The 22894-nt window shown below is 74.8% G+C and carries 21 protein-coding genes and 2 pseudogenes; 16 read left to right on the top strand and 7 right to left on the bottom strand.

Going from position 1 to position 22894, the window contains the following annotated elements; all coding sequences use genetic code 11:
* Nucleotides 1–191: 191 nt before the first annotated feature.
* The 5 genes and pseudogenes from ACZ7JA_RS23395 to ACZ7JA_RS23415 form a co-directional block, all read right to left on the bottom strand.
* Nucleotides 192–1082: a pentapeptide repeat-containing protein gene (locus tag ACZ7JA_RS23395; protein WP_470810177.1), complete on the bottom strand. Its 891-nt coding sequence runs from the start codon at nt 1080–1082 to the stop codon at nt 192–194.
* A gap of 74 nt (nt 1083–1156) precedes the next feature.
* Nucleotides 1157–2053, bottom strand: a complete 897-nt coding sequence (gene sigJ / locus ACZ7JA_RS23400; RefSeq protein WP_351671255.1) for an RNA polymerase sigma factor SigJ — start codon at nt 2051–2053, stop codon at nt 1157–1159.
* Nucleotides 2054–2203: 150 nt separating this feature from the next.
* Nucleotides 2204–3505, bottom strand: coding sequence for an alpha/beta fold hydrolase (locus ACZ7JA_RS23405; protein WP_351671252.1), 1302 nt, complete (start codon nt 3503–3505; stop codon nt 2204–2206).
* A gap of 98 nt (nt 3506–3603) precedes the next feature.
* Nucleotides 3604–4635, bottom strand: coding sequence for a LacI family DNA-binding transcriptional regulator (locus tag ACZ7JA_RS23410; protein ID WP_470810180.1), 1032 nt, complete (start codon nt 4633–4635; stop codon nt 3604–3606).
* Nucleotides 4636–4864: 229 nt separating this feature from the next.
* Nucleotides 4865–4969: pseudogene (locus ACZ7JA_RS23415) on the bottom strand (L-rhamnose mutarotase); the annotation flags it as partial.
* A gap of 51 nt (nt 4970–5020) precedes the next feature.
* On the opposite strand from ACZ7JA_RS23415, the pseudogene ACZ7JA_RS23420 reads away from it, so the two are divergent.
* The 10 genes and pseudogenes from ACZ7JA_RS23420 to ACZ7JA_RS23465 all read left to right on the top strand — a co-directional run.
* Nucleotides 5021–5182: pseudogene (locus tag ACZ7JA_RS23420) on the top strand (FGGY-family carbohydrate kinase); the annotation flags it as partial.
* Between the two features lie 265 nt (nt 5183–5447).
* A complete protein-coding gene (locus ACZ7JA_RS23425; RefSeq protein ID WP_351671246.1) occupies nt 5448–6203 on the top strand; it encodes a (Fe-S)-binding protein in 756 nt (251 codons plus the stop codon).
* Entirely contained in the window at nt 6200–7678 is a 1479-nt protein-coding gene (locus ACZ7JA_RS23430; RefSeq protein WP_470810182.1) for a LutB/LldF family L-lactate oxidation iron-sulfur protein, read from the top strand. Before ACZ7JA_RS23425 ends, ACZ7JA_RS23430 begins: the two co-directional genes overlap by 4 nt.
* The gene (locus ACZ7JA_RS23435; protein WP_470810184.1) at nt 7675–8322 is read left to right on the top strand and encodes a LutC/YkgG family protein; all 648 of its coding nucleotides are present in this window, start codon (nt 7675–7677) and stop codon (nt 8320–8322) included. The genes ACZ7JA_RS23430 and ACZ7JA_RS23435 overlap by 4 nt, the downstream gene beginning before the upstream one ends.
* Before the next feature lie 136 nt (nt 8323–8458).
* Nucleotides 8459–9328 carry a nucleic acid/nucleotide deaminase domain-containing protein gene (locus tag ACZ7JA_RS23440; protein WP_351671237.1) on the top strand — a complete coding sequence of 290 codons (870 nt, stop codon included), beginning with the start codon at nt 8459–8461 and terminating at the stop codon, nt 9326–9328.
* 37 nt (nt 9329–9365) lie between these two features.
* Complete coding sequence (locus ACZ7JA_RS23445) at nt 9366–11054, top strand: hypothetical protein (protein WP_470810186.1); 1689 nt, start codon at nt 9366–9368, stop codon at nt 11052–11054.
* Nucleotides 11055–11257: 203 nt separating this feature from the next.
* Nucleotides 11258–12943 (top strand): WXG100-like domain-containing protein, encoded by a 1686-nt coding sequence (locus tag ACZ7JA_RS23450; RefSeq protein WP_351671231.1) that lies wholly within the window; start codon nt 11258–11260, stop codon nt 12941–12943.
* 60 nt (nt 12944–13003) lie between these two features.
* Nucleotides 13004–13621, top strand: coding sequence for an SUKH-4 family immunity protein (locus ACZ7JA_RS23455; protein WP_351671228.1), 618 nt, complete (start codon nt 13004–13006; stop codon nt 13619–13621).
* Between the two features lie 98 nt (nt 13622–13719).
* Entirely contained in the window at nt 13720–14577 is an 858-nt protein-coding gene (locus ACZ7JA_RS23460) for an AAA family ATPase (RefSeq protein WP_351671225.1), read from the top strand.
* On the top strand, nt 14574–15923 hold the full coding sequence (locus ACZ7JA_RS23465; RefSeq protein ID WP_470810189.1) for a VWA domain-containing protein: 1350 nt from the start codon (nt 14574–14576) through the stop codon (nt 15921–15923). Before ACZ7JA_RS23460 ends, ACZ7JA_RS23465 begins: the two co-directional genes overlap by 4 nt.
* 58 nt (nt 15924–15981) lie before the next feature.
* Here the strand turns inward: ACZ7JA_RS23465 and ACZ7JA_RS23470 are convergent, their stop codons facing one another.
* Entirely contained in the window at nt 15982–16338 is a 357-nt protein-coding gene (locus ACZ7JA_RS23470; protein WP_351671219.1) for a cupin domain-containing protein, read from the bottom strand.
* Nucleotides 16339–16657: 319 nt separating this feature from the next.
* Between ACZ7JA_RS23470 and ACZ7JA_RS23475 the strand changes: the two genes are divergently transcribed.
* From ACZ7JA_RS23475 to ACZ7JA_RS23495, 5 genes are all read left to right on the top strand, one after another.
* Complete coding sequence (locus tag ACZ7JA_RS23475; RefSeq protein ID WP_470810192.1) at nt 16658–17131, top strand: hypothetical protein; 474 nt, start codon at nt 16658–16660, stop codon at nt 17129–17131.
* Nucleotides 17132–17192: 61 nt separating this feature from the next.
* Entirely contained in the window at nt 17193–17882 is a 690-nt protein-coding gene (locus ACZ7JA_RS23480) for an RNA polymerase sigma factor (protein WP_389452444.1), read from the top strand.
* The gene (locus ACZ7JA_RS23485; RefSeq protein ID WP_389452441.1) at nt 17879–18232 is read left to right on the top strand and encodes a hypothetical protein; all 354 of its coding nucleotides are present in this window, start codon (nt 17879–17881) and stop codon (nt 18230–18232) included. The genes ACZ7JA_RS23480 and ACZ7JA_RS23485 overlap by 4 nt, the downstream gene beginning before the upstream one ends.
* A 75-nt stretch (nt 18233–18307) precedes the next feature.
* Nucleotides 18308–19273, top strand: a complete 966-nt coding sequence (locus tag ACZ7JA_RS23490; protein WP_470810195.1) for a pirin family protein — start codon at nt 18308–18310, stop codon at nt 19271–19273.
* 437 nt (nt 19274–19710) lie between these two features.
* Nucleotides 19711–20172 (top strand): ATP-binding protein, encoded by a 462-nt coding sequence (locus tag ACZ7JA_RS23495; protein ID WP_470810197.1) that lies wholly within the window; start codon nt 19711–19713, stop codon nt 20170–20172.
* A 143-nt stretch (nt 20173–20315) separates the two neighbouring features.
* Here the strand turns inward: ACZ7JA_RS23495 and ACZ7JA_RS23500 are convergent, their stop codons facing one another.
* Nucleotides 20316–22292 (bottom strand): heavy metal translocating P-type ATPase, encoded by a 1977-nt coding sequence (locus ACZ7JA_RS23500; RefSeq protein WP_470810199.1) that lies wholly within the window; start codon nt 22290–22292, stop codon nt 20316–20318.
* 104 nt (nt 22293–22396) lie between these two features.
* Between ACZ7JA_RS23500 and ACZ7JA_RS23505 the strand changes: the two genes are divergently transcribed.
* Nucleotides 22397–22798, top strand: a complete 402-nt coding sequence (locus tag ACZ7JA_RS23505; protein WP_470810201.1) for an ArsR/SmtB family transcription factor — start codon at nt 22397–22399, stop codon at nt 22796–22798.
* Nucleotides 22799–22894 lie beyond the last annotated feature (96 nt).

Below are 22894 nucleotides of genomic sequence, written 5' to 3' on the forward strand. Positions count from 1 at the left end.
CGGGTCACGAGCGGCGCCGCCGCACGCCCGGCACGGTCGCCCGCGCCTCGGTGACGGGCCCGGCGAGCGCCCGCTGCCCGGCCGGCAGGACGAGCCGAGACCCTGATCCGCGCGGGCCGGGGTCCGGCCCGCCGGCGCCGGTGCGGCCGCGCCGCGAGCGCCGCCGCCGGCCGCCACCGGCGCCGCCCCGCTCAGTCGTCCGCCGCCCAGTGCCCGGGTCGGGTGACCGTCTCCGGAAGTCTGGTGCCCGCGTTGCCGCGGGCCGCGTTCACCTGGGGCTGGGTCAGGAAGAAGGCGCCGGTGAGGTCGGCGTCGGTCAGGTCCGCGTCGCGGAGGTCGGCGCCGATCATGTCGGCCTCCCGCAGGTCGGCGCCGGTGAGGTCGGCCGCGATCAGATAGGCGCCGCGCAGGCTGGCCCCGCGCAGGTCGGCACCGCGCAGCCGGGCCCCGATCAGGTCGGCGCCCCGGCGGTCCTTGGCCCCGCGCTTGCCGCCCTTGCCGTTCTTTCCGGCCTTCCCGCCCTTCCCGGTCTGCGCCGCCCCGCCGGTGGCGCCCGCCCGGGCCAGCTCGCCGGCGCGCAGCAGCAGCACGTTGACCTCCTGCCGGTGGGCGGCCACGTCCAGCCCGGCCAGTTCCTCCGGGGTCCCCCGGGTGAGCAGTTCGGTCCGCTCCAGGGCCTCGCGCAGTCCGGCGTGGACCGGACGGGCGGCCTCCATGCCGAGCGCCTCCGTCAGGTACCGGAGCAGTTCGTGCAGTTGGCGTACGACGGGGAACACCTCGAACATCAGACGGGCCCGCTCCCCCGAGCCGGTACGCCAGTCCTGCCCGCCGAAGGTCAGCCGCGAGACCTTCTGCCCCGCACCGAAGCAGTCGTAGACCGTGCAGCCGGCGAAGCCCTTCTCGCGCAGGCCCGCGTGGATGCCGCAGCGATGGTCCTCCCGGAGGTTCGAGCACGGCTTCCCCGCGGGCTTGTCGGTCGCGAAGTCCGCGCCGGCGGTGAAGGGCAGGGCGACACAGCACAGCCCGAAGCACTGGGCGCAGTCGCCGCGCAGCTCGGTGAGGTCGGGTATCTGATCCGGCATGGCGTCCAGCCTACTGACCTGCGCGGTCCGCGGGACGTTCGGCCCGGCCCGGCGGCCCGCGCAGGGTCCACGGCTCAGTCCGCCGGCGCCGGCAGGTCCAGCCGGGCCAGGCGCTCCGGGTCGGCGAGGATGTACAGGCCGGTGATCAGGCCGTCGGCGACCGTGAACGCCGTGACCGAGACCGGCCGCCCCCCGGGCGCGGTGACCAGGCCCACCGCTCCGTTGACCAGCACCGGACGGGCGTGCGCGGCGAGGTGGGAGAACATCGAGGCCTGCTCGGCGACCGTGCGGGCCCCGCTGACCGCCTTGGACCCGCCCACGCCCCGTACCAGGACTCCCGCGTCGGCGCGCAGCGCCGCGTCGGGGTGGAGCAGGGCGAGCAGCGCCTCGAAGTCGCCGCCGCGGGTGGCGGCCAGCCAGGCGTCGACCACCTGCCGCTGGCGGCCGAGGTCGGGGTCGGCGGAAGGGCCGGCGCCCTGCACCCGGCGGCGGGCCCGGCTGGCGAGCTGCCGGGTGGCGGCCGGGCTGCGCTCGACGATCGCGGCGATGTCGTCGAACGGCACGGCGAACATGTCGTGCAGGACGAACGCCAGCCGTTCGGCCGGTTCCAGCGTCTGGAGCACCACGAGGAGCGCCAGCCCGACCGAGTCGGCCTCCAGCACCTCCTTCTCGGGGTCCGTCGCGCCGAGGGGCCGGACCACCGGATCGGGGACGAACGTGTCGTCCATCGGCTCCTCGCGGCGCGCGGTGCGCGAGCGCAGCATGTCCAGGCAGACCCGGCCCACCACGGTGGTGAGCCAGCCGCCGAGGTTGCGGATCTCCTCCGCGTCGCCGCGGCCGAGCCGCAGCCAGGCCTCCTGGACCGCGTCCTCCGCCTCGGTGAGCGAGCCGAGCATCCGGTAGGCCACCGCGCGCAGGTGCCCCCGGTGCTCCTCGAAGCGCTCGGCGAGCAGGTCGGTGGTGCCGTTCATGGGGTCCCCGTTCGTCCGGTGCCGGCGGGGCGCCCGCACCTGCTCCGCCGCGGGCGGCGGCAGCGGTCCCGGTGATCGCCGGCAAGCCCTGGCCGCAGACTATGCCGCCCGCCCGCCGCCGCGACTCCTTTTACGCCGCGCCCGGTTGGCTCACACCTCGTCGCGGGCCAGGGCGAGCAGCCGGTCCAGCACCCGCGGCGCCCCGACGCGCAGGCCGTCGTGCTCGTACTCGTCGGTCACCCAGGTCCGCAGCCCCCGCACGGCGCGGGCGGTGCGCAGGGAGTGGGCCGTGTCCACGTACATGTCGTCGTGGTAGACGGCCGCGGCGACCGGGACCTCGTTGGCGGCCAGCCGGGCGGGGTCGTACAGGGGCTGCCAGTCGGTGCGGGCGGCGAGCAGCTCGGCGGTCTCCCGCAGCGGGCGCAGCGCCGGGTCGGTCTCGAACGTCCAGGGGTGCACCGTCTCGCCGGTGAACAGCACCGGGGCGTCGCCGGCGAGTGCCTTGGCCGCGTCGAACTGCGGGAACTCGGCGCGGACCCGCTCGGCGGCCCAGGCGGTGGGGCGGGCGTCCTGGCCGTAGATGGACTCGTGGACGAGCGCGTACAGCGGGTGCCCCGCGTACGACAGCAGGCCGCGCACCTGCTCCTGGAAGGCGTCGGACAGCTCCGGGCCGCCCGGGGTGCGGACGAACGCGTCCTCCAGGAGGAAGTGCAGCCGGTGGCTGCCGTCGCTCGTGCCGAGCATCAGGCCGAGGGACTGGAACGCCTCCACGGTGAGCCGGTGGCCGCCGGGCAGGACGACGTCGTGGGTGAGGAGGTGGTCGGCGATGCGCCGGGCCCGCTCGACGTCCTGCGGGTAACGCGCGTAGTGCGCGGCGACCTTGCGCTCGATGCGCGGGTAGGCGGCCCGGTAGACGTCGTCGGCGTGGGCGTCGAGCGAGGGCAGGCCGCCGGTGACGACGGCGGTGTCCATGCCCTCGGGGGCGAGGGAGAGGTACGACACCGTGCAGAAGCCGCCGAAGCTCTGTCCCAGCACGGTCCACGGGGCGCCGCCCGTCAGCCGGGGGCGGATGGCCTCGCAGTCGCGGACGATGGAGTCGGCGCGGAAGTGGGTGAGGTAGTCGGCCTGCTCGGCGGGGCCGCCGCGCAGCGGGAGGGTCTGCCGGGTGGCGGGCGTGGAGCTGCCGGTGCCGCGCTGGTCCAAAAGCAGGACGCGGTAGTCCTTCAGGGCGCGGTCGAGCCAGGCCTGACGTCCGGCGAAACGATTCGCCCCGAAGCCCGGGCCACCCTGCAGATACAGCAGCCACGGCAGGTCCTGCCCCGCCTTGTCGCCGGCGACGGCCTCACGGGCGTACAGCTCGATGGTCTCGCCGCCGGGCCGGGCGTGGTCGAGAGGCACGGTGAAGCGGTGGTCGGTGAGGACGACACCGGGCTGGCGGTAGCTGGAAGTCAACGGATCTCCCGGGACGGACGGCACGGACGCGTCCCAGTTCAGCACACCGGCGGCCGGGCCGACCCACCCGGGATCACGGATTCCTACTGAACCTCCGGTCAGCGGGCGGCGAGACTGGAGCGGCGCACCACCAGCTCCGGCTGGAGCACCACCCGGCGGTGCTCGTGCCGGCCGGCGCCGCCCTCGGTGCGGGCCTCGGTCTCCTCCAGCAGCAGTTCCGCGGCGAGGGCGCCCATGGTGACGGCGGGCTGCCGTACGGAGGTCAGGGGTACGGCCGCGGCCGCGGCGAACTCGATGTCGTCGTAGCCGACGATGGCCAGGTCGTCGGGGACGACCACACCGGCCGCGTACAGGGCCTGGAGCACACCGAGGGCGAGCAGGTCGTTGGCGCAGAAGACCGCGGTGGGCCGGTCGGCGAGGCCCAGCAGCCGGGCGCCCGCGTCCCGGCCGGCCGCGACGTCCGGCCGCTCGGTGGGCAGTTCGCGCAGGGCGTCGGGGCCGAGCCCGGCCTCGGCGAGCGCGTTCAGGGCGCCGGTGCGGCGGTCGCGCACCTGGTTCAGTCCGGGCGGACCGCTGACGTAGGCGATGGAGCGGTGGCCGGCGTCCACCAGGTGGCGGACGGCGAGGGCGCCGCCCGCGACGTCGTCCACGGAGACCGAGCACTCGGTGGTGCCCTCGGCGACGCGGTCGACCAGCACGAAGGGGATGCCGTGCCGGCGGAAGGCCGCGATGTTGCGGCCGGTGGCGTCGGCCGGGGTGAGCAGCACTCCGCGCACCCGCTGCTCGGCGAAGAGGGACAGGTACTCCGCCTCCTCGGCGGCGTTCCGCGCGCTGTTGCAGACCATCACGCCGAGCCCCGCGTCCCGGGCCGCCCGCTCGGCGCCGCGCGCCACGTCCACGAAGAAGGGGCTGCCCATGTCCAGCACCAGCAGGCCCATGATGCGGCTGCGGCCGGCGCGCAACTGCCGTGCGGACTCGCTGCGGACGTAGCCGAGCCGGTCGATGGCGGACAGGACCCGGGCCCGGGTCTCGCCGGCGACGGTCTCGGGGCGGTTGATGACGTTCGAGACTGTGCCCACCGAGACACCGGCGGCGCGGGCGACGTCCTTGATACCCACCGACTGGACCATCGGGCTTCGGACCTCCAGGGGACCAGGGGCGGCGGGGGAAGGCGCTCACGGGCGCCCGGACACTCGTGCGCTCGAGGGCGCACTCGCGCGCGCAGGAGGGCGGAAGAGCCCTCACATTACCGTCATGACCGGCATCGCGGCCCGGTCCCCGCCCCGGTGCGGCCCGGTCGCCCGGCCGGGTCCGGGGCCGGCCTGGCGACGGCGGTCACGGGCCCGCTCGCGGCGGCGGTCACGGCAGGTGGAACACCTCCGTGAGCGGTGTCATCGCCTCGTCGGGCCGGGCGCCGTCCGGCGATTCGAAGAACGGCGCCGTCTCCGCCTGCCGGCGGGCGTCGCGGAGGCCTGCCGGCCCTCGGGGCAGCCGGCGCCCGGGACCCGGGCCGAGGTGACGCGCTGCATCCTGGACTCGCCGGCCCTCGCCCACCGCGGGGCCGTCGAGGACGCGCAGCGGATGGCCGGCCGTGCGGTCGACGTCGTGTACGTCGTCGGCGGCGGCACCCGCAACGCGCTGCTGTGCCCCCAGCTCACCGCCGACGCTTGCGGGCTGCCGGTGGTGGCGGGCGCGACGGCGGCGGCGGCCCTCGGCAATGTGCTGGTGCTGGCCCACAGGCACGGGGCTGGCCGGCGACCTCGCCGGCATGCGCCGGCTGCTCGCCCGCACCCAGCCGCTGACCCGCTGCCTACCCCGCGGCGGCGCCGCCCGCCGACGGGAGGCGGCGGCGCGGCTCGCCACGCGGTGAGCCGGGCCCGCCGCCCGGCAGATCGCGCCGATTACCCTGCAGACGTCCGACGACCGACACCGAGGAGCCGCGATGCGTGTCGCCCTGTTCCTGACCTGTGTCAACGACACGCTCTATCCGGACACCGGCCGGGCGGTGGTGAGACTGCTGACCCGGCTGGGGGTCGAGGTCGACTTCCCGATGGGCCAGACGTGCTGCGGGCAGGCGCACTACAACACCGGCTACCGGCACGAGGCGGAGCCGCTGGCCCGGCGCTTCGCCGAGGTCTTCGGTGAGTACGAGGCGATCGTCACCCCGTCCGGGTCCTGCGGGGCGATGGTCCGCGAGCTCTACCCGCGCATGGGCGAGCGGGCGCGGGCCGAGGGGCGGGGCGGGACGCTCGCCGCGGTGCTCGCGCCGGTCGTGCCGAAGACGTACGAACTGACGGAGTTCCTGGTCGACGTGCTCGGGGTGACGGACGTCGGCGCCCACTACCCGCACCGGGTGACGTACCACCCGACCTGCCACGGACTGCGCGCCCTCGGTCTCGGCGACCGGCCCCGGCGGCTGCTGAACGCCGTGCGCGGGCTGGAACTGGTGGAGCTGCCGGGGGCCGAGGAGTGCTGCGGGTTCGGCGGCACGTTCGCGGTGAAGAACGCCGAGGTGTCGGCGGCGATGGGCGCGGACAAGGTGCGCAACGCCGAGTCGACCGGCGCGGAGGTGCTGTGCGCGGCCGACAACTCCTGCCTGATGCACATCGGCGGCACGATGAGCAGGCTGCGGACGGACATGCGGCCAGTGCACATCGCGGAGATCCTGGCGAGCACGGAGGAGGAACCGGCCGCATGAGCGGAACGTACCTGGGTATGCCGGCCTTCCCCGAGGCCGCGCGCCAGGCCGTCGGCGACGCCACCCTGCGCGGCAACCTGCGCCACGCCACCCACACCATCCGCGCCAAGCGGGCCAGGGCGGTCGCCGAGGTGTCCGACTGGGCGGAGCTGCGGGAGGCGGGCAGGCGGATCAAGGACCACACGCTGCGCCATCTCGACCGCTACCTGGTCCAGTTGGAGGAGGCGGTGACGGCGGCGGGCGGCACGGTCCACTGGGCCGCCGACGCCGAGGAGGCCAACCGGATCGTCACCGAACTGGTCCGGGCCACCGGCGAGTCGGAGGTCGTCAAGGTCAAGTCGATGGCCACGCAGGAGACCGGCCTGAACGAGGCGCTCGAGGCCGCGGGCATCCGCGCCTACGAGACCGATCTCGCCGAGCTGATCGTGCAGTTGGGCAAGGACCGGCCCTCGCACATCCTGGTCCCGGCCATCCACCGCAACCGGCGCGAGATCCGGGACATCTTCCGCGCCGAGATGGCCGAGTGGGGCCGGCCGGCGCCCGAGGGCCTGAGCGACTCCCCCGCCGAACTCGCCGAGGCCGCCCGGCTGCACCTGCGGGAGAAGTTCCTGCGGGCCAGGGTCGGCGTCTCCGGCGCCAACTTCATGGTCGCCGAGACCGGCACGCTGGTGGTCGTGGAGTCCGAGGGCAACGGGCGGATGTGCCTGACCCTGCCCGAGACGCTGATCTCGGTCGTCGGCATCGAGAAGATCGTGCCCACCTGGCGGGACCTGGAGGTCTTCCTGCAGACGCTGCCCCGCTCCTCGACGGCCGAGCGGATGAACCCGTACACGTCGATGTGGACCGGCACCACGGACGGGGACGGCCCGGACGCCTTCCACCTCGTCCTGCTCGACAACGGACGCACGGACACCCTCGCCGACGAGGTGGGCCGGCAGGCGCTGCGCTGCATCCGCTGCTCGGCCTGCCTGAACGTGTGCCCGGTGTACGAGCGGGCCGGCGGCCACGCCTACGGTTCGGTGTACCCGGGTCCGATCGGCGCCATCCTCAGCCCCCAGCTGCGCGGCACCGGAAGCGAGATCGACGCCTCCCTGCCGTACGCGTCCTCGCTGTGCGGGGCCTGCTACGAGGTGTGCCCGGTCGCCATCGACATCCCGGAGGTGCTGGTGCACCTGCGGGAGCGGGTCGCGCAGGGCGGGCAGGCGGTCCGGGCGGGCAACAAGGTGGTGCTGAGGCCGGCCCGGGGCCACGCCGCCGAGCGGGCGGCGATGCGGGCGGCGCGCTGGGCGTTCGCGCACCCGGGCGCGCTGCGCGCCGGGCAGCGGCTCGCCTCCCGTACCCGCCGGCTGCATCCGCGCACGCTGCCGGGTCCGGGCCGGGCGTGGAGCGGCGCCCGGGACCTGCCGGCGGTGCCGGCCGAACCGTTCCGGGACTGGTGGCAGCGCACGAACGGCGGGAAGGACGCGGCGAAGTGAGCAGCAGGGAAAGGATCCTGGGCCGGGTGCGGCGCGCGCTCGCCGACCTGCCCGCGGACGAGCGGCCGTACGAGGAGGCGGTGGCGCGCGACTACCTGCGCGAGCACGGCGACCGTACGGCCGGGCGGACCGTGGAGCTGCTGGCCGAGAACCTGGCGGACTACCGGGCGGTCGTGCACCGCACGGACGCGGCGGGCCTGCCGGGCCTGATCACGCGGCTGCTCGCCGCCCGCGGCTCGGAGCGGGTGCTCGTGCCGCCCGGCCTCCCGCCCGGGTGGCTGCCGGCCACCGGTCCCGCCCTGATGGAGGACCGCGCCGGGAGTACGGCGCGTGAACTGGACCGGGTGGACAGCGTGGTCACCGGCTGCGCGGTCGCGATCGCCGAGACCGGCACACTCGTCCTGGACGGCTCCCCCGACCAGGGCCGGCGCCGCATCACGCTGATCCCCGACCACCACGTCTGCGTGGTGCGCGTCCCGGACCAGGTGGTCGCCTCGGTCCCGCAGGCCCTCGGCCGCCTGGATCCCGCCCGCCCGCTGACCTGGATCTCCGGCCCCTCCGCGACCAGCGACATCGAACTCGACCGGGTGGAGGGGGTGCACGGGCCGCGCGCGCTGGAGGTGGTGCTGGTGAGCGGGGCGTGACCGGCGTGCCGGACGCGGTGCGGCCGGCTCCGGGCGCGCATCGCGGGCGCGGAGCCGGCGTCGGGGTCTGCGCCATGGAGACACCCCGCTGCGCATAGGGTGGGGCCGGTACGTCCGCCACCGTGAGAGGTCTGTGATGCCCGAGCTCCCCTCGGACCCCGCCGTCGCGCAGTTCGGCCCTCAGGGGCTGCGCCGCATCAGCGTGCCCGCCTCGTACGGCACCGTGCCGGCCTCGGCCCGGACGCACCTGGCGCAGGTCGGGGTGCCGCTGCACGTCGGCCCGTACTTCATCGCGGCGGACGACACCGACGGGCCGACCCTCGGGATGTTCACCGGCCACCGCGGCGTGGCGCTGCAGGGCGACTGGGCGGAGTGGGTGCGCATCGGCACCGACCGGCTGGCGAACCTGTGCGTGCGCACCGACGGCTCCGTGCAGGCGGTCTTCCTCGGCCGTGGCGAACCCGCCCTGTTCGTCAGCTCGGACGTCGCCGCCTTCACGCACTGCGCGGCCGCTCTGGACCGCGCCCTCCCGGTGATCGCCGCCTCCGACGGACTGCAGTCCGCGGCCGAGGCGTTCGCCGCGCTGGTCCGGGAGATCCGGCAGATCGACCCGGAGGCCGTCGCCGACCGGGAGAACTGGTGGTCGCGGGTGCTCGACGACATCCGTCACACCCTCAACTTCCCGTTCTCGTCGGCCTTCGAGTACGTCGGCGAGGACGGCGCCAAGCAGATCGTCACCGCCCAGGCCGGTCCCGGCCGCCCGCACCCCGAGGAGCAGCTCTGGCAGCGGCTCTCCTCGTCCGGGGTGGAGCCCGAGCAGGTCCGCCGCGTCTACTGCGAACTCGAGCCGTGCATGATGCCGGGCCACTACTGCGCCGCCTGGCTCCAAGCCGTCTTGCCGCACGCCGAGTTCACGCACAGCTTCGACTACGGCGACACAGCGGAGTCCCGCGAGGAGGGTCTCAAGGAGCTCATCACCCACGCCGCGCGGCAGGCCCGGCAGTGACGCGCCGCCCCAACGTCGCGTGCGGGAAGGCGAGTTCATGACGGCCGACGCCTCTCCGCCCTGGTCCCGGCCCGCCGACGGGCGGGAGCCCGCCGCGGCCGCCCTGCTCTCCTGGCTCGGCGACCCCCACGCCCCCGGCCTCGCCGTGATCACCGGCGCCGAGGGCAGCGGCAAGTCGCGGCTCCTCGCCTGGTTGATCGGCCACGGCACCCGGCCCGGCACCGTCGGTGAACGCCGGGTCCACGGCTTCGTACCGCTGCCCGGCCAGACGGCGACCACGGCCGCCTGGATGCTCGGCGAACAGCTGTCGATCGCCGCGCGTTCCCCGGGGGACCTGCTGGCGGCGCTCGCCGCCGACCCGCGCCGCACCGTCATCGCGCTGCCCGAACTGCACTCCGCCGAACAGCCCGGCCCGCTCGTCGAACTGGTCCTGTCGCTGGCCTCGTTGGAGCACCTCCGGGTACTCGTGGAGGTCCGCTCGGGTACGGAGTGGGAGCGGGCGCTGACCGCCGGACCCTGCGCCCGGATGGACCTGGACGAGCCCCGGTGGACCGACGAGGCCCGACGCGCGTCCTGGGCGGCGGCCCACCCGGCCGGCCCGGAGCCGGTCGCGGGCCGGGACCCGGAACCGGAGGAACCGTTCGATCTGGACGATCCCGCCTCGGTCTGCGCCGCCGACCCCTGGAGCGTGACCACCGCGTACGAACGCTCCGAGGAGAGCCACGGCGGGCTGCGCGCCGCCTGGCTGCGGGCCGGCGCCTCCTTGACACGCGAGCAGCCCGCCGCCGAACGCGCCCTCGTCCTGCTCGCCGCCCTCGGCGACGCCGGTGATCCGCGGCTGCCCGCCGTCCTCGGCGCCCTCGCCCGGGACGCCTCCTGGACCCTCGTCTGGCACCGGGTGCGCGGCGACGTCAACCCGCCCTGGCCCGGACCGGTCCGCTCGCTGGCGGCCGGTACCGGCCCCCTGGCGGGGCAGCTCGTCGCCGCGGACCACCAGGGCACCGTGCGCGTCCTCGACGCGGAGAGCGCCCGCTCCACCGGACGCCTCCCGCACTCCGCGCCCGGCGTCCGCGCCACCGCGGAGCACGGCGACGGCACCGTCAGCGTCCTCGACGAGCACGGCCTGCTGCACACGCAGCGCGCCACCGAGTCGTCGCGGCCCAGGGGACTCGCCGCCCTCCTCGACGACGGCCCCTCCGAGCAGAGCCGGCTGCTCGACGCCGTGCGGGAGTACACACGGCGTCAGCAGGAGACGTTCACCGCGCTGACCGGCGCCGGGGACCGCGTCGTCCTCGGTGACGCCGCCGGGACGGTGCACGTGGTGGCCGCCGGCGCCGAGCCGCGTACCCGCGCGCTGCACCGGGGGCCCGTCACCGCGGTCGCCGGAACCGCCCTGCCGGTCTCCGCGGCCGGTGACACCGTCGCCCTGCTGTACACGGGCGGCGCCGACGGCACCGTGCGCGCGTGGGCTCCGCACACCGACCCCATGCCCGAACCGGTGGCCGCCCGCGGCTGCGCCGTCAACGCGGTGGCGGTGGCGACGACCGGCGCCGGGCTCGCCCTCGCGATCGCCTGGGCCGACGGCCTCGTCGAGCACCGGCTCCTGGACGACGACCGGTTGCGCACCTTCCACCCAGGCAGCCAGGCCAACGCCCTCGCCTTCACGGCGGACGGGGACCTGATGGTGGGGACGGACGAGGCGCTCGTGCGGATGCGGGGGCGGTGACGACGGCCGGCGGTCCGCGGCCGGTTGCTATGCGCCGCCTTGCGTTCCCCGAGCGAACGCCGTCAACTCCCTTGCCGTCATCGTCAGATGGACGTCCTGTCACATAACCGTGACGCGGCCGGTTTACTCTTGTGTACCTGACAACCTGTCCCGTTGGCTGGGACGGGACAGCCGGTACTTGACGGGGGACGGAGCACGCGGCCATGGGTCTGGTACTGCCGAGCATCATCGACGAGGCACTCGACCTCATCGGGGTCAACTGGCCCAATGTCGACGAGGACGACTACTTCGAGATGGCGACGTCCATGCGGGAGTTCGCCGAGGAGTTCGAGGGCCACGGCGGTGAGGCGCACAAGGCCGTGAGCCGCATCCTGTCCTCCTCCGAGGGCTGGGCCGTCGACTCCATGCAGAAGCACTGGTCGCATGTGAAGACCCGGCACCTGGAGAAGATTCCCGAGGTGGCGCGGCTGTTCGCGGACGCCTGTGACGGCGTCGGCCAGATCATCCGCGGCATGAAGGTCAAGGCGGGCGTCGAACTCGGTGTGCTCGCCGGCACCATCGTCGCCGAACTCGCCGCCGCCCCGGTGACCCTGGGCATCTCCGCCGCGGCCGCCGCCGGTGAGATCGCGCTGATGCGCACCATCGTGAAGCGGCTCATCGACGAGGCGGTCGACCAGATCGTGGACGCGCTCGTCGCCAAGGTCACCGAGCCCGTCACGGGCAAACTCCAGGAGCTCGTCTCCGACATGGTCCTCGACCTCGCCGAGGGAGCCTTCAACCCCGGTGACAAGCCGGGCGGTATGCAGCTCGCCTCCGCGGGCGACACCGGCGGCTCGGGCAGCGGGGGCAAGAAGACGGTCATCGACCACGTCGAGTTCGAGGACGGCGCCGGCAAGGTCTCCCGCCACGGCAGCGACATGGGCAGCCAGTCCGGGATCCACCTGGGCAAGTCGAAGCACTCCTTCCACAAGACCAAGGGCAAGGACGTCTTCACCAAGGCCTTCGACGGCATTCTCGAGGGCGCCATCGACGGCATGGAGAAGGCCGCCAAGAAGGTGACCACCCACGTCTCCGACACCATCCCGGAACGTGTGAAGGCCGCCTCCCGGCACCAGAAGCGCAAGGACCACGACGTCGGCGACGAGGCCGACAAGGTCGACGTCAAGAAGGTCAAGCGGGACGGCGACACGCCCATGTACCTGCTCAGCGACGACGGTTCGGTACGCCAACTGCACCATGACGGCACCACCAGCCCCGTCCACCACAGCGACTCCTCCGGCGTGAACCAGGTACTCGGCGACAAGGCCTGGTACCCGTGGAACCACAAGGACGAGAAGCAGCGCAAGGACAAGCCCAGCAACGGCGAGCGGGTCGACTCCAAGAAGGTCGCGCCCGGCTCCACCGAGCTGGCCCGCGCCACCCAGCTCGGCCGCTACGCCAACCGCTCCGAACGCCCCGACTCCTACGTCTCGGGCGGCAACTACGCCTCGGCGCTGTACGACGACGGCAAGGGGAACCGGTTCATCCTGGTCGGCGCCAGCGGCAAGGCGCACTCCGAACGGTCCATCGGGCACCCGCTGATAAAGAAGGGCCACGAGGGCAACGTCAGTCACCTCTACACGGAACGCGAGCCCTGCCAGAAGAATCCCAAGTGCGACAAGTATCTGGCGAGGGAGTTCCCCGACCATCTCGAGGTCAGCCACAGCGCGAAGTACGACCAGTCCGAGAAGGGGCCGGACGGCAAGGAGCTGAGCAAGTACAAGAAGGACCGGGAGCACCGCGCCTACGTCGCGTGGCTGGAGGACCAGTGGGACCAGCACGGTGCCGCCGGAGGGCGCACTGATACGGTGATGAACCTCTCGCCCTCGGACCGCAAGTTCCTTCCCTAGCAGGGCGGGACGGCCAGGAAATCCACGGCGCCCGGCGCCACCGAGTTCGGAGTACCGGAAGTGCTTTTCGACGTCACCCGCGGCGAACTCGTCGAGATCTTCGGCGAGGACCGCATCGCGACCGTGCCCGCCGCCGCCTTCCCACCCGCCGCCGCGGACACCGAGGGCGCCCGCCTCCTGCAGACCGTCGGCGTCCCCACCCGGACGCTCCTGCTGCGTCAGCCCGACGAGGAGGACGGGCTGCTGCCCCTCGTCCGGGACGTCGTCCACGTCGAGGACTTCGAGGACGCCGAGGAGAACGCGGGCGACTGGCCCGTCATCGGCTGGCTGCTCAACGCGCACCTCGCCCTCGACCCCGTCTCGGGCAAGGTGTACGCCTTCGACCCGGACGAGGAGACGGTGCGGGAACTCCACACGGACGTCTCGTCCCTCGTCCAGGTCACCCTCCGCTTCCAGCGCCTGCTCGACGAGTTCACCTTCAGCGGCGACGAGGACGAGGAGGAGGCCGACTTCGAGCGCCTCGACGGCGAGGTCGACCGCGTCCGTGAGGAGACGAGCGACGTCGACCCGCTCCCCTTCCAGGACGACGAGACCGTCTGGTCGGTGGTGGGCGACGAGATCGCCATGGGCCAGCGCTTCAGGGGCGACAGCGCGGCGGCCCGCTCGCGCCACCGGTGACCGCCGGCGGGTGAGCGGGGCGGGAGCACGTGACAGGAGCGCTGAACAAGCGCTTAGATAGTGACGGACGCCGTTCCCCGAACCCGCCGGAGGCCCCGTTGTTCACGTCCGTCGACGACGTCTCCGCCCGCCTCGCCGAGACCGGGTACCTCGCCTCGCCCGCCGTCGCCACGACCGCCTTCCTCGCCGCCCGGCTGGGCAAGCCGCTGCTGGTGGAGGGGCCCGCCGGGGTCGGCAAGACCGAGCTGGCCAAGGCCGTCGCCGAGGTCGCCGCCGCCCGGCTGGTCCGGCTGCAGTGCTACGAGGGCGTCGACGAGTCCCGGGCCCTGTACGAGTGGAACCACGCCAAGCAGCTGCTGCGGATCAGCGCGGGCCGCGGCGAGAGCTGGGACGAGGCCCGTACCGACATCTTCAGCGAGGAGTTCCTGCTGCCCCGCCCGCTCCTCACCGCGATCCGCGGCGAGGAGCCGACGGTCCTGCTGATCGACGAGATCGACAAGGCCGACGTCGAGATGGAGGGCCTGCTGCTGGAGGTGCTCAGCGACTTCCAGGTGACGGTCCCCGAACTGGGCACGGTCACCGCGACCCGCCGTCCCTTCGTCGTGCTCACCTCCAACGCGGGCCGCGAGCTGTCCGAGGCGCTGCGCCGCCGCTGCCTCTTCCTGCACATCGGGTTCCCGGAGGAGGAACTGGAGCGGCGGATCGTGGCCCTGAAGGTGCCGGGGCTGGACGCGGCGCTGGCCGGGTCGGTGGTCCGGGTGGCCGGGGCGCTGCGGGCGATGGACCTGCGCAAGGCGCCGTCCGTCGCGGAGACCGTCGACTGGGCGCGGACCCTGCTGGCCCTGGGCGCGGACACGCTGGACGAGACGGTCGTACGGGACACCCTGGGCGTGCTCCTCAAGCACCAGGACGACGTGCTGAAGGCGGCCGCCAAGCTGGACCTGGAAGCACTGTGACCGGTGCCGGGGACCGGATCACCGGGCTGGTCGGCGCGCTGCGCGCGCACGGCGTGCGGATCGGCACCGGGGAGACGGTCGACGCGGCCCTCGCCGTCGAGGCCCTCGGTTTCGGCGACCGGGAGCTGCTGCGGGAGGGACTGGCCGCGACCCTGCTGCACGGCCCGGCCCAGCGGGCCGTGTTCGACCCGGTCTTCGACCTGTACTTCCCGCGCGGTGTGGGCGGCCCGGAGCGGGCGCCGGCGGACCGGGAGGAGCTGCGCGACCGCCTCGCACGGGCGCTGGCGGCGGGCGATCCGGCGCTGCTGGCACGGCTGGCGGCGGAGGCGGTCGACGGCTTCGGCGGATACGGCGGCTCAGCGGGATCGGACGGCTGGTCGGCGCACCAGACGCTCGACCGGCTCCGGCCGCAGACCCTGCTGGCCCGGGTACGGGCCGACGTACGGGCGCGGGACGGCGGCACGGGCTTCGCGGACCGGCTGCTGGACGACGAGATCAGGCGCCGCATCGAGGAGTTCCGCCGGCTGGTCGGGGCGGAGGCCCGGCGCCGGGTCGCCGAGCGGCGCGGCCGGGACGAGATCGCCCGGCGGGCCGTGGCGCCGACCGCGGACCGGGTGGACTTCCTGTACGCCCACCGCGACCAGCTCGCCGAGCTGCGCAGGGTGGTGTGGCCGCTGGCGCGGAAGCTGGCGACCCGGCTGGCCGCGCGCCGCCGCCGTGCCGCGCGCGGCACGGTCGATCTGCGGCGCACGCTGCGCTCCTCGCTGTCCACGGGCGGGGTGCCGATGCGGCCGGTGCTGCGCCGGCGCCGTCCGGTACGGCCCGAACTGGTCCTGCTGTGCGACGTGTCGGGCTCGGTGTCGGGGTTCTCGGACTTCACGATGCTGCTGGTGCAGGCGCTGCACGACCAGTTCAGCAAGATCCGCGTGTTCGCCTTCGTCAACCGGCTCGACGAGGTGACCGGGCTGCTCGCCCACGGCCGGGCGGACCCGGACGGGCTCGGCGCCCGGATCCGCGCGGAGGCCACGCTGACCGGCTGGCACGACAGCAGCGACTACGGCGTCGCGCTCGGCGAGTTCACCGAGCGGTACGGCGCGGCGGTCGGCCCCCGGACGACGGTGTTCGTGCTCGGGGACGCCCGGACGAACATGAGCGACCCGAACCTGCCCGCCGTCCGGGAACTCGCCCGCCGCGCCCGCGGCGTGCACTGGCTGAACCCCGAGCCGCGCGCCCAGTGGGGCACCGGCGACTCGGCGGCGCCCGCCTACGCCGCTCTCGTGGAGATGCACGAGTGCCGTACGGCCCGGCAGCTCGGCGCGCTGATCGCCAGGCTGCTTCCGGTGTGACGCGGGGCCGCACGCCGAGGGCCACGGGGTGTGCCCCGTGGCCCTCGGCGTGCTCCGCTCAGCCCCTGGCGTACTCGTTCGCCATCGTCCCGGCGAAGTCGAACACCACGACCTGCTCGTCACCCACCACCCAGGCGTCGTGGCCGGGCGGGCAGACGAAGACGTCCCCGGGGCCGACCTCGCTCTCGCCGCCGTCGTCCATCCGCAGGTGCATCCGTCCCTGGACCACATAGCCGTTGTGGTGGACCATGCAGCTCGCGGTGCCCGCGATCGGTCCCACGGACTCCGACCACCGCCAGCCCGGTTCGAAGGTGCCCACCGCGAAGTCGAGCCCGGTCAGATGCAGGGCTTCGAGGTGGCCGCGGGGGAAGTCACGCCGCTCGTCGGGTTTGTCGACCGTCTTCACTTCCAGCATGACGGTGTCCTCCCTTCCGGCCGCTCACCACGGCCGGGGCCGGCCCCCGTCCCCGGCGGCCACGGACGGCACCGGCAGCACATTGGCGGCGGCCGCACCCCTCGCCCCCATCGTCGGCCCGCCCCGCGGGGGCCGTCAATCGACGGTCCCACTCCGCGGCGGGCCCGCGCCGAGCCGCCGGACCGGCTGTGCCGGCGCACCCGGGGGGCGAGCGGAGAATTGCCCGGCCGCAGGGTGCAACCTCGTCCGGGGTCGGACGTCTGTCCGGGTGGAGGCCTCCACTTCGACCCACGTCCGACCCGAGCGACCGAAGGAACCCATGTCCACAGAGCAATCCCCCCGCCCCGGCCGCAAGCGCGGGCTGCGCACCGTCCTGGGGGTCTCCGCCGTCGGCGCGGCCCTCGCCGTGGGCGGCGCCGTCACCGCCCAGGCGGTGCAGGGCGACGCCCGGCCCGCCGCCCGCTCCGGCGCCACCACCGCGCCGGCGTCGGCGGGCGGCCACGCGACGCCCACGCCCGTGCCGTCCCCGACCCGGCCGCCGACGCCGAAGCCCGTCCCGACGCCGTCGCACCCGCCCACGTCCGCCCCGACCCCGGTGCCGTCCAGCCCGCACACGCCGGCCCCCGTGCCGTCGGCGCCGGGTACGAAGGCCCCGACCCCCGTGCCCTCCCCCACGCGTCCGGGCACCCCGAAGCCGGTCCCGGCGCCGCACCACGGCCACCGGACGGCGTCGCCGAGTCCGGTTCCGGCGAGCCGGCTCGCCACGCCCGCGCCGGTTCCACCGCACCACTGAGGCAGCGCCGGTGTGCGGGGAGCCCGCCTACGCGGCTCCCCGCACACCGGCCGGGAGATCCATGACCACAGCCACACCGCCGGCGGGACCCCTCGTCCGGGGCCCGTTCCGCATTCCGGCGCGCGGGCGGAGCCGCCCGGCGTCCCGGCTCGCGCCGCTGCGCGCCCGTCTGCTGGCCCGCGTCCGCGCCGGGGGCCCGGCAGCCCCGGCGCCGCCCGGCCGCGGCGCCGGCATCGGCGCACCGGGGCGGGCCGCCGCCGAGATCCCGCCGGGCATCGAGGAGTTGTACCACCACCGCCGGCTCTCCCTGGTGCGCCTGGCGGTGCTGCTGGTCGACGACCTGCCCACGGCCGAGGACGTCGTCCAGGACGCGTTCACCGCGCTGTTCCGCCGCCACGGCCACCGCCTCGGCTCCCTCGACGACCCAGAGGCGTACCTGCGCACGAGCGTCGTCAACGGCGCCCGCTCGGTGCTGCGGCGGCGCAGGACCGTACGGGCGCACGTCCCCGAACCCGAGGGGCACGCGCCGCCGCCGGAGGAGGACGTCCTGCTGCACGAGGACCACCGGGAGGTGCTGGCGGCCCTGCGAACGCTGACCCCGCGGCAGCGCGAGGTGCTGGTGCTGCGCTACTGGTCGTACCTGACCGAGGCCCAGATCGCGGCGACGCTGGGTCTGTCGCGGGGCGCCGTGAAGTCCACGGCCAGCAGGGCCCTGGACGCCCTCGGCCGACGCCTGGAGGGTCTGCGATGAACGACTCCCCCGCCGGGACGGGAACCGCGCCGGCGCGCGTCGAGGAACGGCTGCGGGCCGCCCTCGCCGCGCGCGCCGAGTCCGTCGGCCCGGCCGACCTGCGGGCACCGCGCCCGCCGTCCGCGACGCACGCCCGGCGGCTGCCGGTACGCCGTGTCGTCGCGGGCCTGCTCGCGCTGGCCGCGGTGGCCGCCCTGGTGTTCCTCACCGTCCGGGACGACCGGCCCCGCCCGGCCGAGCCGGCCCGCTCCCCGAGGCCCGCGACCGGCACCCCGGCACCCGTGCCCACCACCGTCCCCCCGTCACCGGCCCGGCCGTCCCCGAGCAGCCCGGGCAGCGCCACGCCGTAGCGCCCGGCAGCCCCACCGGGTGCCGGGGCACGGGTCTGTCTGCGTCCCGGCTCCGGGGCGACTAGGTTGTGCCGCATGAGCAATCTTGACCGTGCGCCGGTACCGAGTGTGTGCGGCGGCCGCGGATTCGTCGTCGCCGAGCCCGTCCGCGAACTGCTGAGCCCTCGCCGAGTGAAGCTGGGCGAGTCCACCGAGGTGCGCCGGCTGCTGCCCAACCTGGGCCGGCGCATGATCGGCGCCTGGGCCTTCGTCGACCACTACGGCCCCGACGACATCGCCGACGAGCCCGGTATGCAGGTGCCGCCGCACCCGCACATCGGGCTGCAGACGGTGAGCTGGCTGCACGAGGGCGAGGTGCTGCACCGCGACTCCACCGGCAGCCTGCAGACCATCGGTCCCCGGCAGCTCGGCCTGATGACCTCGGGCCGGGCGATCAGCCACTCCGAGGAGAGCCCCCGGTCGCACGCCCGCTTCCTGCACGGAGCGCAGCTCTGGGTCGCGCTCCCCGACGAACACCGCCACACGGAGCCGAGGTTCGAGTACCACGCCGAGCTGCCCCAGGTCACCGCGCCCGGTCTCACCGCCACCGTGATCCTCGGCGAGCTCGACGGAGCGTCCTCCCCCGGCACGGCGTTCACCCCGATCGTCGGCGCCGACCTGAGCCTCACCCGGGGCGCCGACGTACGCCTGCCCCTGAACCCCGACTTCGAGTACGGCGTGCTGGCCATGTCCGGCGAGGTGAACGTGGACGGCGTGCCGGTCCTGCCGGGCTCGATGCTCTACCTCGGCTGCGGCCGCGCCGAACTCCCCCTGCGCGCCGAGTCGGACGCCGGGATCATGCTGCTGGGCGGCGAGCCGTTCGCCGAGGAGCTGATCATGTGGTGGAACTTCGTCGCGCGCACCCAGGCGGAGATCGAGCAGGCCCGCGAGGACTGGACGAACGGCACCCGCTTCGGCGAGGTGACGGGTTACGACGGGCGCCCGCTGTCCGCGCCGGAGCTGCCCCCGGTGCCGCTGAAGCCGCGCGGACGGGTGCGCTGACCGGGGCGGTGGCTCATGAGCCCGCCGCGCGAGTCGACGGGCGCCGCGCCGGTCGCGCAGCAGGCGTGAGCCGTCCCGTGCGCGTCGGGCGCGCGGGACATCCGCGTCCCCGCACCGCGCGGCCACCGACCCCCTTGCCCCCTCCACCCGACCCTGCCTGTGCCGATCAGCGGTGCGCCGTTACAATGCCGTTGGCTCGCCATGCTGTTGGGGTGGGTGGTGTGCCGGGAAGCCTGGTCGGCGACGTCTTCGTCGCGCCTTGAAGGTTTCCATGTCTCTCAGGTCCCCGCGCCGTTCCGCCGGCCCGCTCGGCCGTGGCGGTGCCCCGGTGTCATGGCGGCGCGTGCGTGCCCCCTCGCCGAAGCCGGGGGAACGGCGGGTTTCGAGGGCCGTCGGTGTGCACGTGGTGAAGACGCGCGGGAGCGGGGGCCGTTGGCATGGATAGGACGCCGGGGGAACAGAGCCGGCGGTCGCCGGGCAGCCGGCCGATGGCGGTCGCCGCCGCCTTCGGCAGCGATGCGCAGATCGCGGAGGCTCGCGCTCTGGCCCGTTCCTTCCTGGCCGACCTCACCGCCGTGCACGGCGTCGCGGTGTCCGAACGCGTGCTGCACGTGGTGCAGCTGGTGGTGAGTGAGCTGGTGACCAACGCCCGCAAGTACGCTCCGGGACCGTGTCTGCTGACGATCCAGGCCCGTGCGGGTGCCGTCGAGGTGATCGTGCGGGACAGCGACTCTTCACTTCCGACGGTGCGGGAACCGGATCCGGGCCGGGTCGGTCAGCACGGGCTGGAGATCGTCATGGCGGCGTGCCGGAGCTTCGAGATGCGCCGGGAGCCCCAGGGCAAGCTGGTCAGGGCCGCCGTCGCCCTCGACGACGCGGAACCCCGACGGGCGAGGTGATCAGGCGGCCGATACCGGTCGGGTGAGGGTCTCCACCGGCCGGCGGGCATCCGCGGGCTCGGCTCCCCACGTCTCGGGTGGGCCGCGTCCGCCCGCCTCTGGGCGGGGCGGCCGCCCCTACTCCGGCGCGCTCGCCGCCCCGCTTACCGCTCCATCCCGGTCCGGGCACGGCGCCAGGCGCCGTCGGCGAGCAGTCGCAGGCCGTTGAGGCCCACGATGACGGTGGAGCCCTCGTGACCCGCTACGCCCAGCGGCAGCGGAAGGGTCCCGGCCAGGTCCCAGACGACCAGGCCGGTGATGAACACCGAGGCGATGACCAGGTTCTGCACCACGAGGCGGCGCGCCCGGCGGGACAGGCGGACGACCGCGGGGACGGTGGCCAGTTCGTCACGGACCACGACCGCGTCGGCGGTCTCCAGGGCGAGGTCGGAACCGGCGCGGCCCATGGCGATGCCGGTGTGGGCGGCGGCCAGCGCGGGGGCGTCGTTGACGCCGTCGCCGACCACCAGCACCTTCCGCCCGGCCCGTTCCAGCTCCCGTACCGCCGTCACCTTGTCCTGCGGCAGCAGCCCGGCGCGGACGTCGGTGATGCCGACCTCGGCGGCGAGCCGGGCCGCCGCGCGCGGGTTGTCGCCGGTGACGAGGACCGGGGAGGTCCCCGTCAGCCCGCCCAGGGCCGTGACGGTGGCGGCGGCTTCGGCGCGCAGCCGGTCGGCGACGCCCAGGACCCCCGCCGGCTCGCCGTCGAGGGTGACGAGCACGGCCGTACGGCCCTCCCGCTCCCACTCGGCCGCCACGGCCATGGCGGGCTGGTCCGTGCGGCCGCCCGGCAGGCGGGCCGGGCTGCCGACCGCGACGGTCCTGCCTTCGACGGTGGCGCTCACGCCGGTGCCGGGCGCCGAGCCGAAGTCCTCCGCCGGGGGGATGTCCAGACCGCGGTCGCGGGCGGCGTCGACGACCGCCCGGGCCAGCGGGTGCTCGCTGGGGTGTTCGGCCGCCGCGGCGAACCGCAGCACCTCGTCCTCCGTCAGGCCGGCGGCGGCCAGGGGACGTACGCCGGTCACCTGCGGGGCGCCCTCGGTCAGGGTGCCCGTCTTGTCGAGCGCGACCGCGTCGACCTGGCCGAGGCGTTCCATGACCACGGCCGACTTGACCAGCACGCCGTGCCGGCCGGCGTTGGCGATGGCGGACAGCAGCGGCGGCATGGTGGCCAGCACCACCGCGCAGGGCGATGCGACGATCATGAAGGTCATGGCCCGCAGCAACGTGGGCTGGAGCGCGGCTCCGAAGACGAGCGGGAGCACGAAGAGCGCCAGGGTGGCGGCCACCATGCCGATGGAATAGCGCTGTTCCACCTTCTCGATGAAGAGCTGGGTCGGGGCCTTGGTCTCCGAGGCCTCCTCGACCATGGCCACGATCCGGGCGATCACCGAGTCGGACGGGTCCCGCTCGACCTTCACCCGCAGGGCGCCGGTGCCGTTGAGGGTGCCGGCGAACACCTCGTCGCCCGCTTCCTTCGCCACCGGAAGCGGCTCGCCGGTGATGGTGGCCTGGTCGACCTCGCTGGCCCCGTCCAGCACGCGGCCGTCGGCGCCGACGCGCTCACCGGGCCGCACCAGGATGATCTCGCCCACCGCGAGCCGCCCGGTGGGGACCGCCTCCTCGGCGCCGTCGTCGGCGATCCGGGTGGCCGTGGCGGGCGCGAGGTCGAGCAGGCCGCGCACCGAGTCGGCGGTGCGGGCCGTGGCGACCGCCTCCAGCGCTCCCGAGGTGGCGAAGATGACGATGAGCAGCGCGCCGTCCAGCACCTGCCCGATCGCCGCCGCGCCGAGCGCGGCGACCACCATCAGCAGGTCCACGTCCAGGGTCTTCTCCCGCAGCGCCCGGAGCCCGGCCCAGCCCGGTTCCCAGCCGCCGGCCGCGTACACGGCCGCGAAGAGCGCGCCCCAGGTCCAGGCCGGCGCCCCGGAGAGGTACAGCGGGAGCGCGACCAGGAAGAGCACCAGCGCGACGGCCGCCCAGCGGGCCTCGGGCAGGGCGAGGATCCGGGTGCGGCGCCGGGGCGCGCCGGCGTCGCGGGCGGTACCGGGCGGCGCCGGGCGGGTGAGGGTGGATGACATCGGCGCGGGTCCTTCACGGTGGGCGGGGTCCGACGTCACCACCGTAACAGGAATAAATGAAGACTCATTCATGTGTTCATTCGTGGTGCCGTTACCATGAGCGCATGGGTCACGGAGCCGCACAGTCATCGGGACACGTCCCGCGCAGGAGCCTGGACGCGGCCGGCGCCGCCAAGGTGGCCACCACCCTCCAGGCGCTGGCGACCCCCTCGCGGCTGCTGATCCTCTCCCGCCTGCGCGAAGGCCCGCTGCCCGCGACCGAGCTGGCCGCCGAGGTCGGCATGGAGCAGTCCGCCTGCTCCCACCAGCTGCGCCTGCTGCGCAACCTCGGCCTCGTCGTCGGCAACCGCAAGGGCCGCTCGATCGTGTACTCGCTGTACGACAACCACGTCGCGGAACTCATCGACCAGGCCATCCACCACGTGGAGCACCTCCGCCTCGGCCTGGCCGACGCCACCGCACGCACCGAGCCGGAACCGGAGGGCGCGGGCCTGACGGGCGGCTGACCGGCGGCACGGCCGGACCCCCGCCGCCGGTGTGCGCGCGGCGGGCGGGCGCTCCACACTGGTGCTGAGCGGTGGGGCCGGGCCGGCCTGAGAGAG

The organism is Streptomyces sp. NPDC038135, assembly GCF_055601245.1.

Coding starts and splice junctions, on each gene's coding strand:
- ACZ7JA_RS23395 (WP_470810177.1), bottom strand. CDS start 1,082: ATGCCGGATCAGATACCCGACCTCACCGAGCTGCGCGGCGACTGCGCC.
- sigJ (WP_351671255.1), bottom strand. CDS start 2,053: ATGAACGGCACCACCGACCTGCTCGCCGAGCGCTTCGAGGAGCACCGG.
- ACZ7JA_RS23410 (WP_470810180.1), bottom strand. CDS start 4,635: ATGGTCCAGTCGGTGGGTATCAAGGACGTCGCCCGCGCCGCCGGTGTC.
- ACZ7JA_RS23425 (WP_351671246.1), top strand. CDS start 5,448: ATGCGTGTCGCCCTGTTCCTGACCTGTGTCAACGACACGCTCTATCCG.
- ACZ7JA_RS23430 (WP_470810182.1), top strand. CDS start 6,200: ATGAGCGGAACGTACCTGGGTATGCCGGCCTTCCCCGAGGCCGCGCGC.
- ACZ7JA_RS23440 (WP_351671237.1), top strand. CDS start 8,459: ATGCCCGAGCTCCCCTCGGACCCCGCCGTCGCGCAGTTCGGCCCTCAG.
- ACZ7JA_RS23445 (WP_470810186.1), top strand. CDS start 9,366: ATGACGGCCGACGCCTCTCCGCCCTGGTCCCGGCCCGCCGACGGGCGG.
- ACZ7JA_RS23450 (WP_351671231.1), top strand. CDS start 11,258: ATGGGTCTGGTACTGCCGAGCATCATCGACGAGGCACTCGACCTCATC.
- ACZ7JA_RS23470 (WP_351671219.1), bottom strand. CDS start 16,338: ATGCTGGAAGTGAAGACGGTCGACAAACCCGACGAGCGGCGTGACTTC.
- ACZ7JA_RS23475 (WP_470810192.1), top strand. CDS start 16,658: ATGTCCACAGAGCAATCCCCCCGCCCCGGCCGCAAGCGCGGGCTGCGC.
- ACZ7JA_RS23480 (WP_389452444.1), top strand. CDS start 17,193: ATGACCACAGCCACACCGCCGGCGGGACCCCTCGTCCGGGGCCCGTTC.
- ACZ7JA_RS23485 (WP_389452441.1), top strand. CDS start 17,879: ATGAACGACTCCCCCGCCGGGACGGGAACCGCGCCGGCGCGCGTCGAG.
- ACZ7JA_RS23490 (WP_470810195.1), top strand. CDS start 18,308: ATGAGCAATCTTGACCGTGCGCCGGTACCGAGTGTGTGCGGCGGCCGC.
- ACZ7JA_RS23495 (WP_470810197.1), top strand. CDS start 19,711: ATGGATAGGACGCCGGGGGAACAGAGCCGGCGGTCGCCGGGCAGCCGG.
- ACZ7JA_RS23500 (WP_470810199.1), bottom strand. CDS start 22,292: ATGTCATCCACCCTCACCCGCCCGGCGCCGCCCGGTACCGCCCGCGAC.
- ACZ7JA_RS23505 (WP_470810201.1), top strand. CDS start 22,397: ATGGGTCACGGAGCCGCACAGTCATCGGGACACGTCCCGCGCAGGAGC.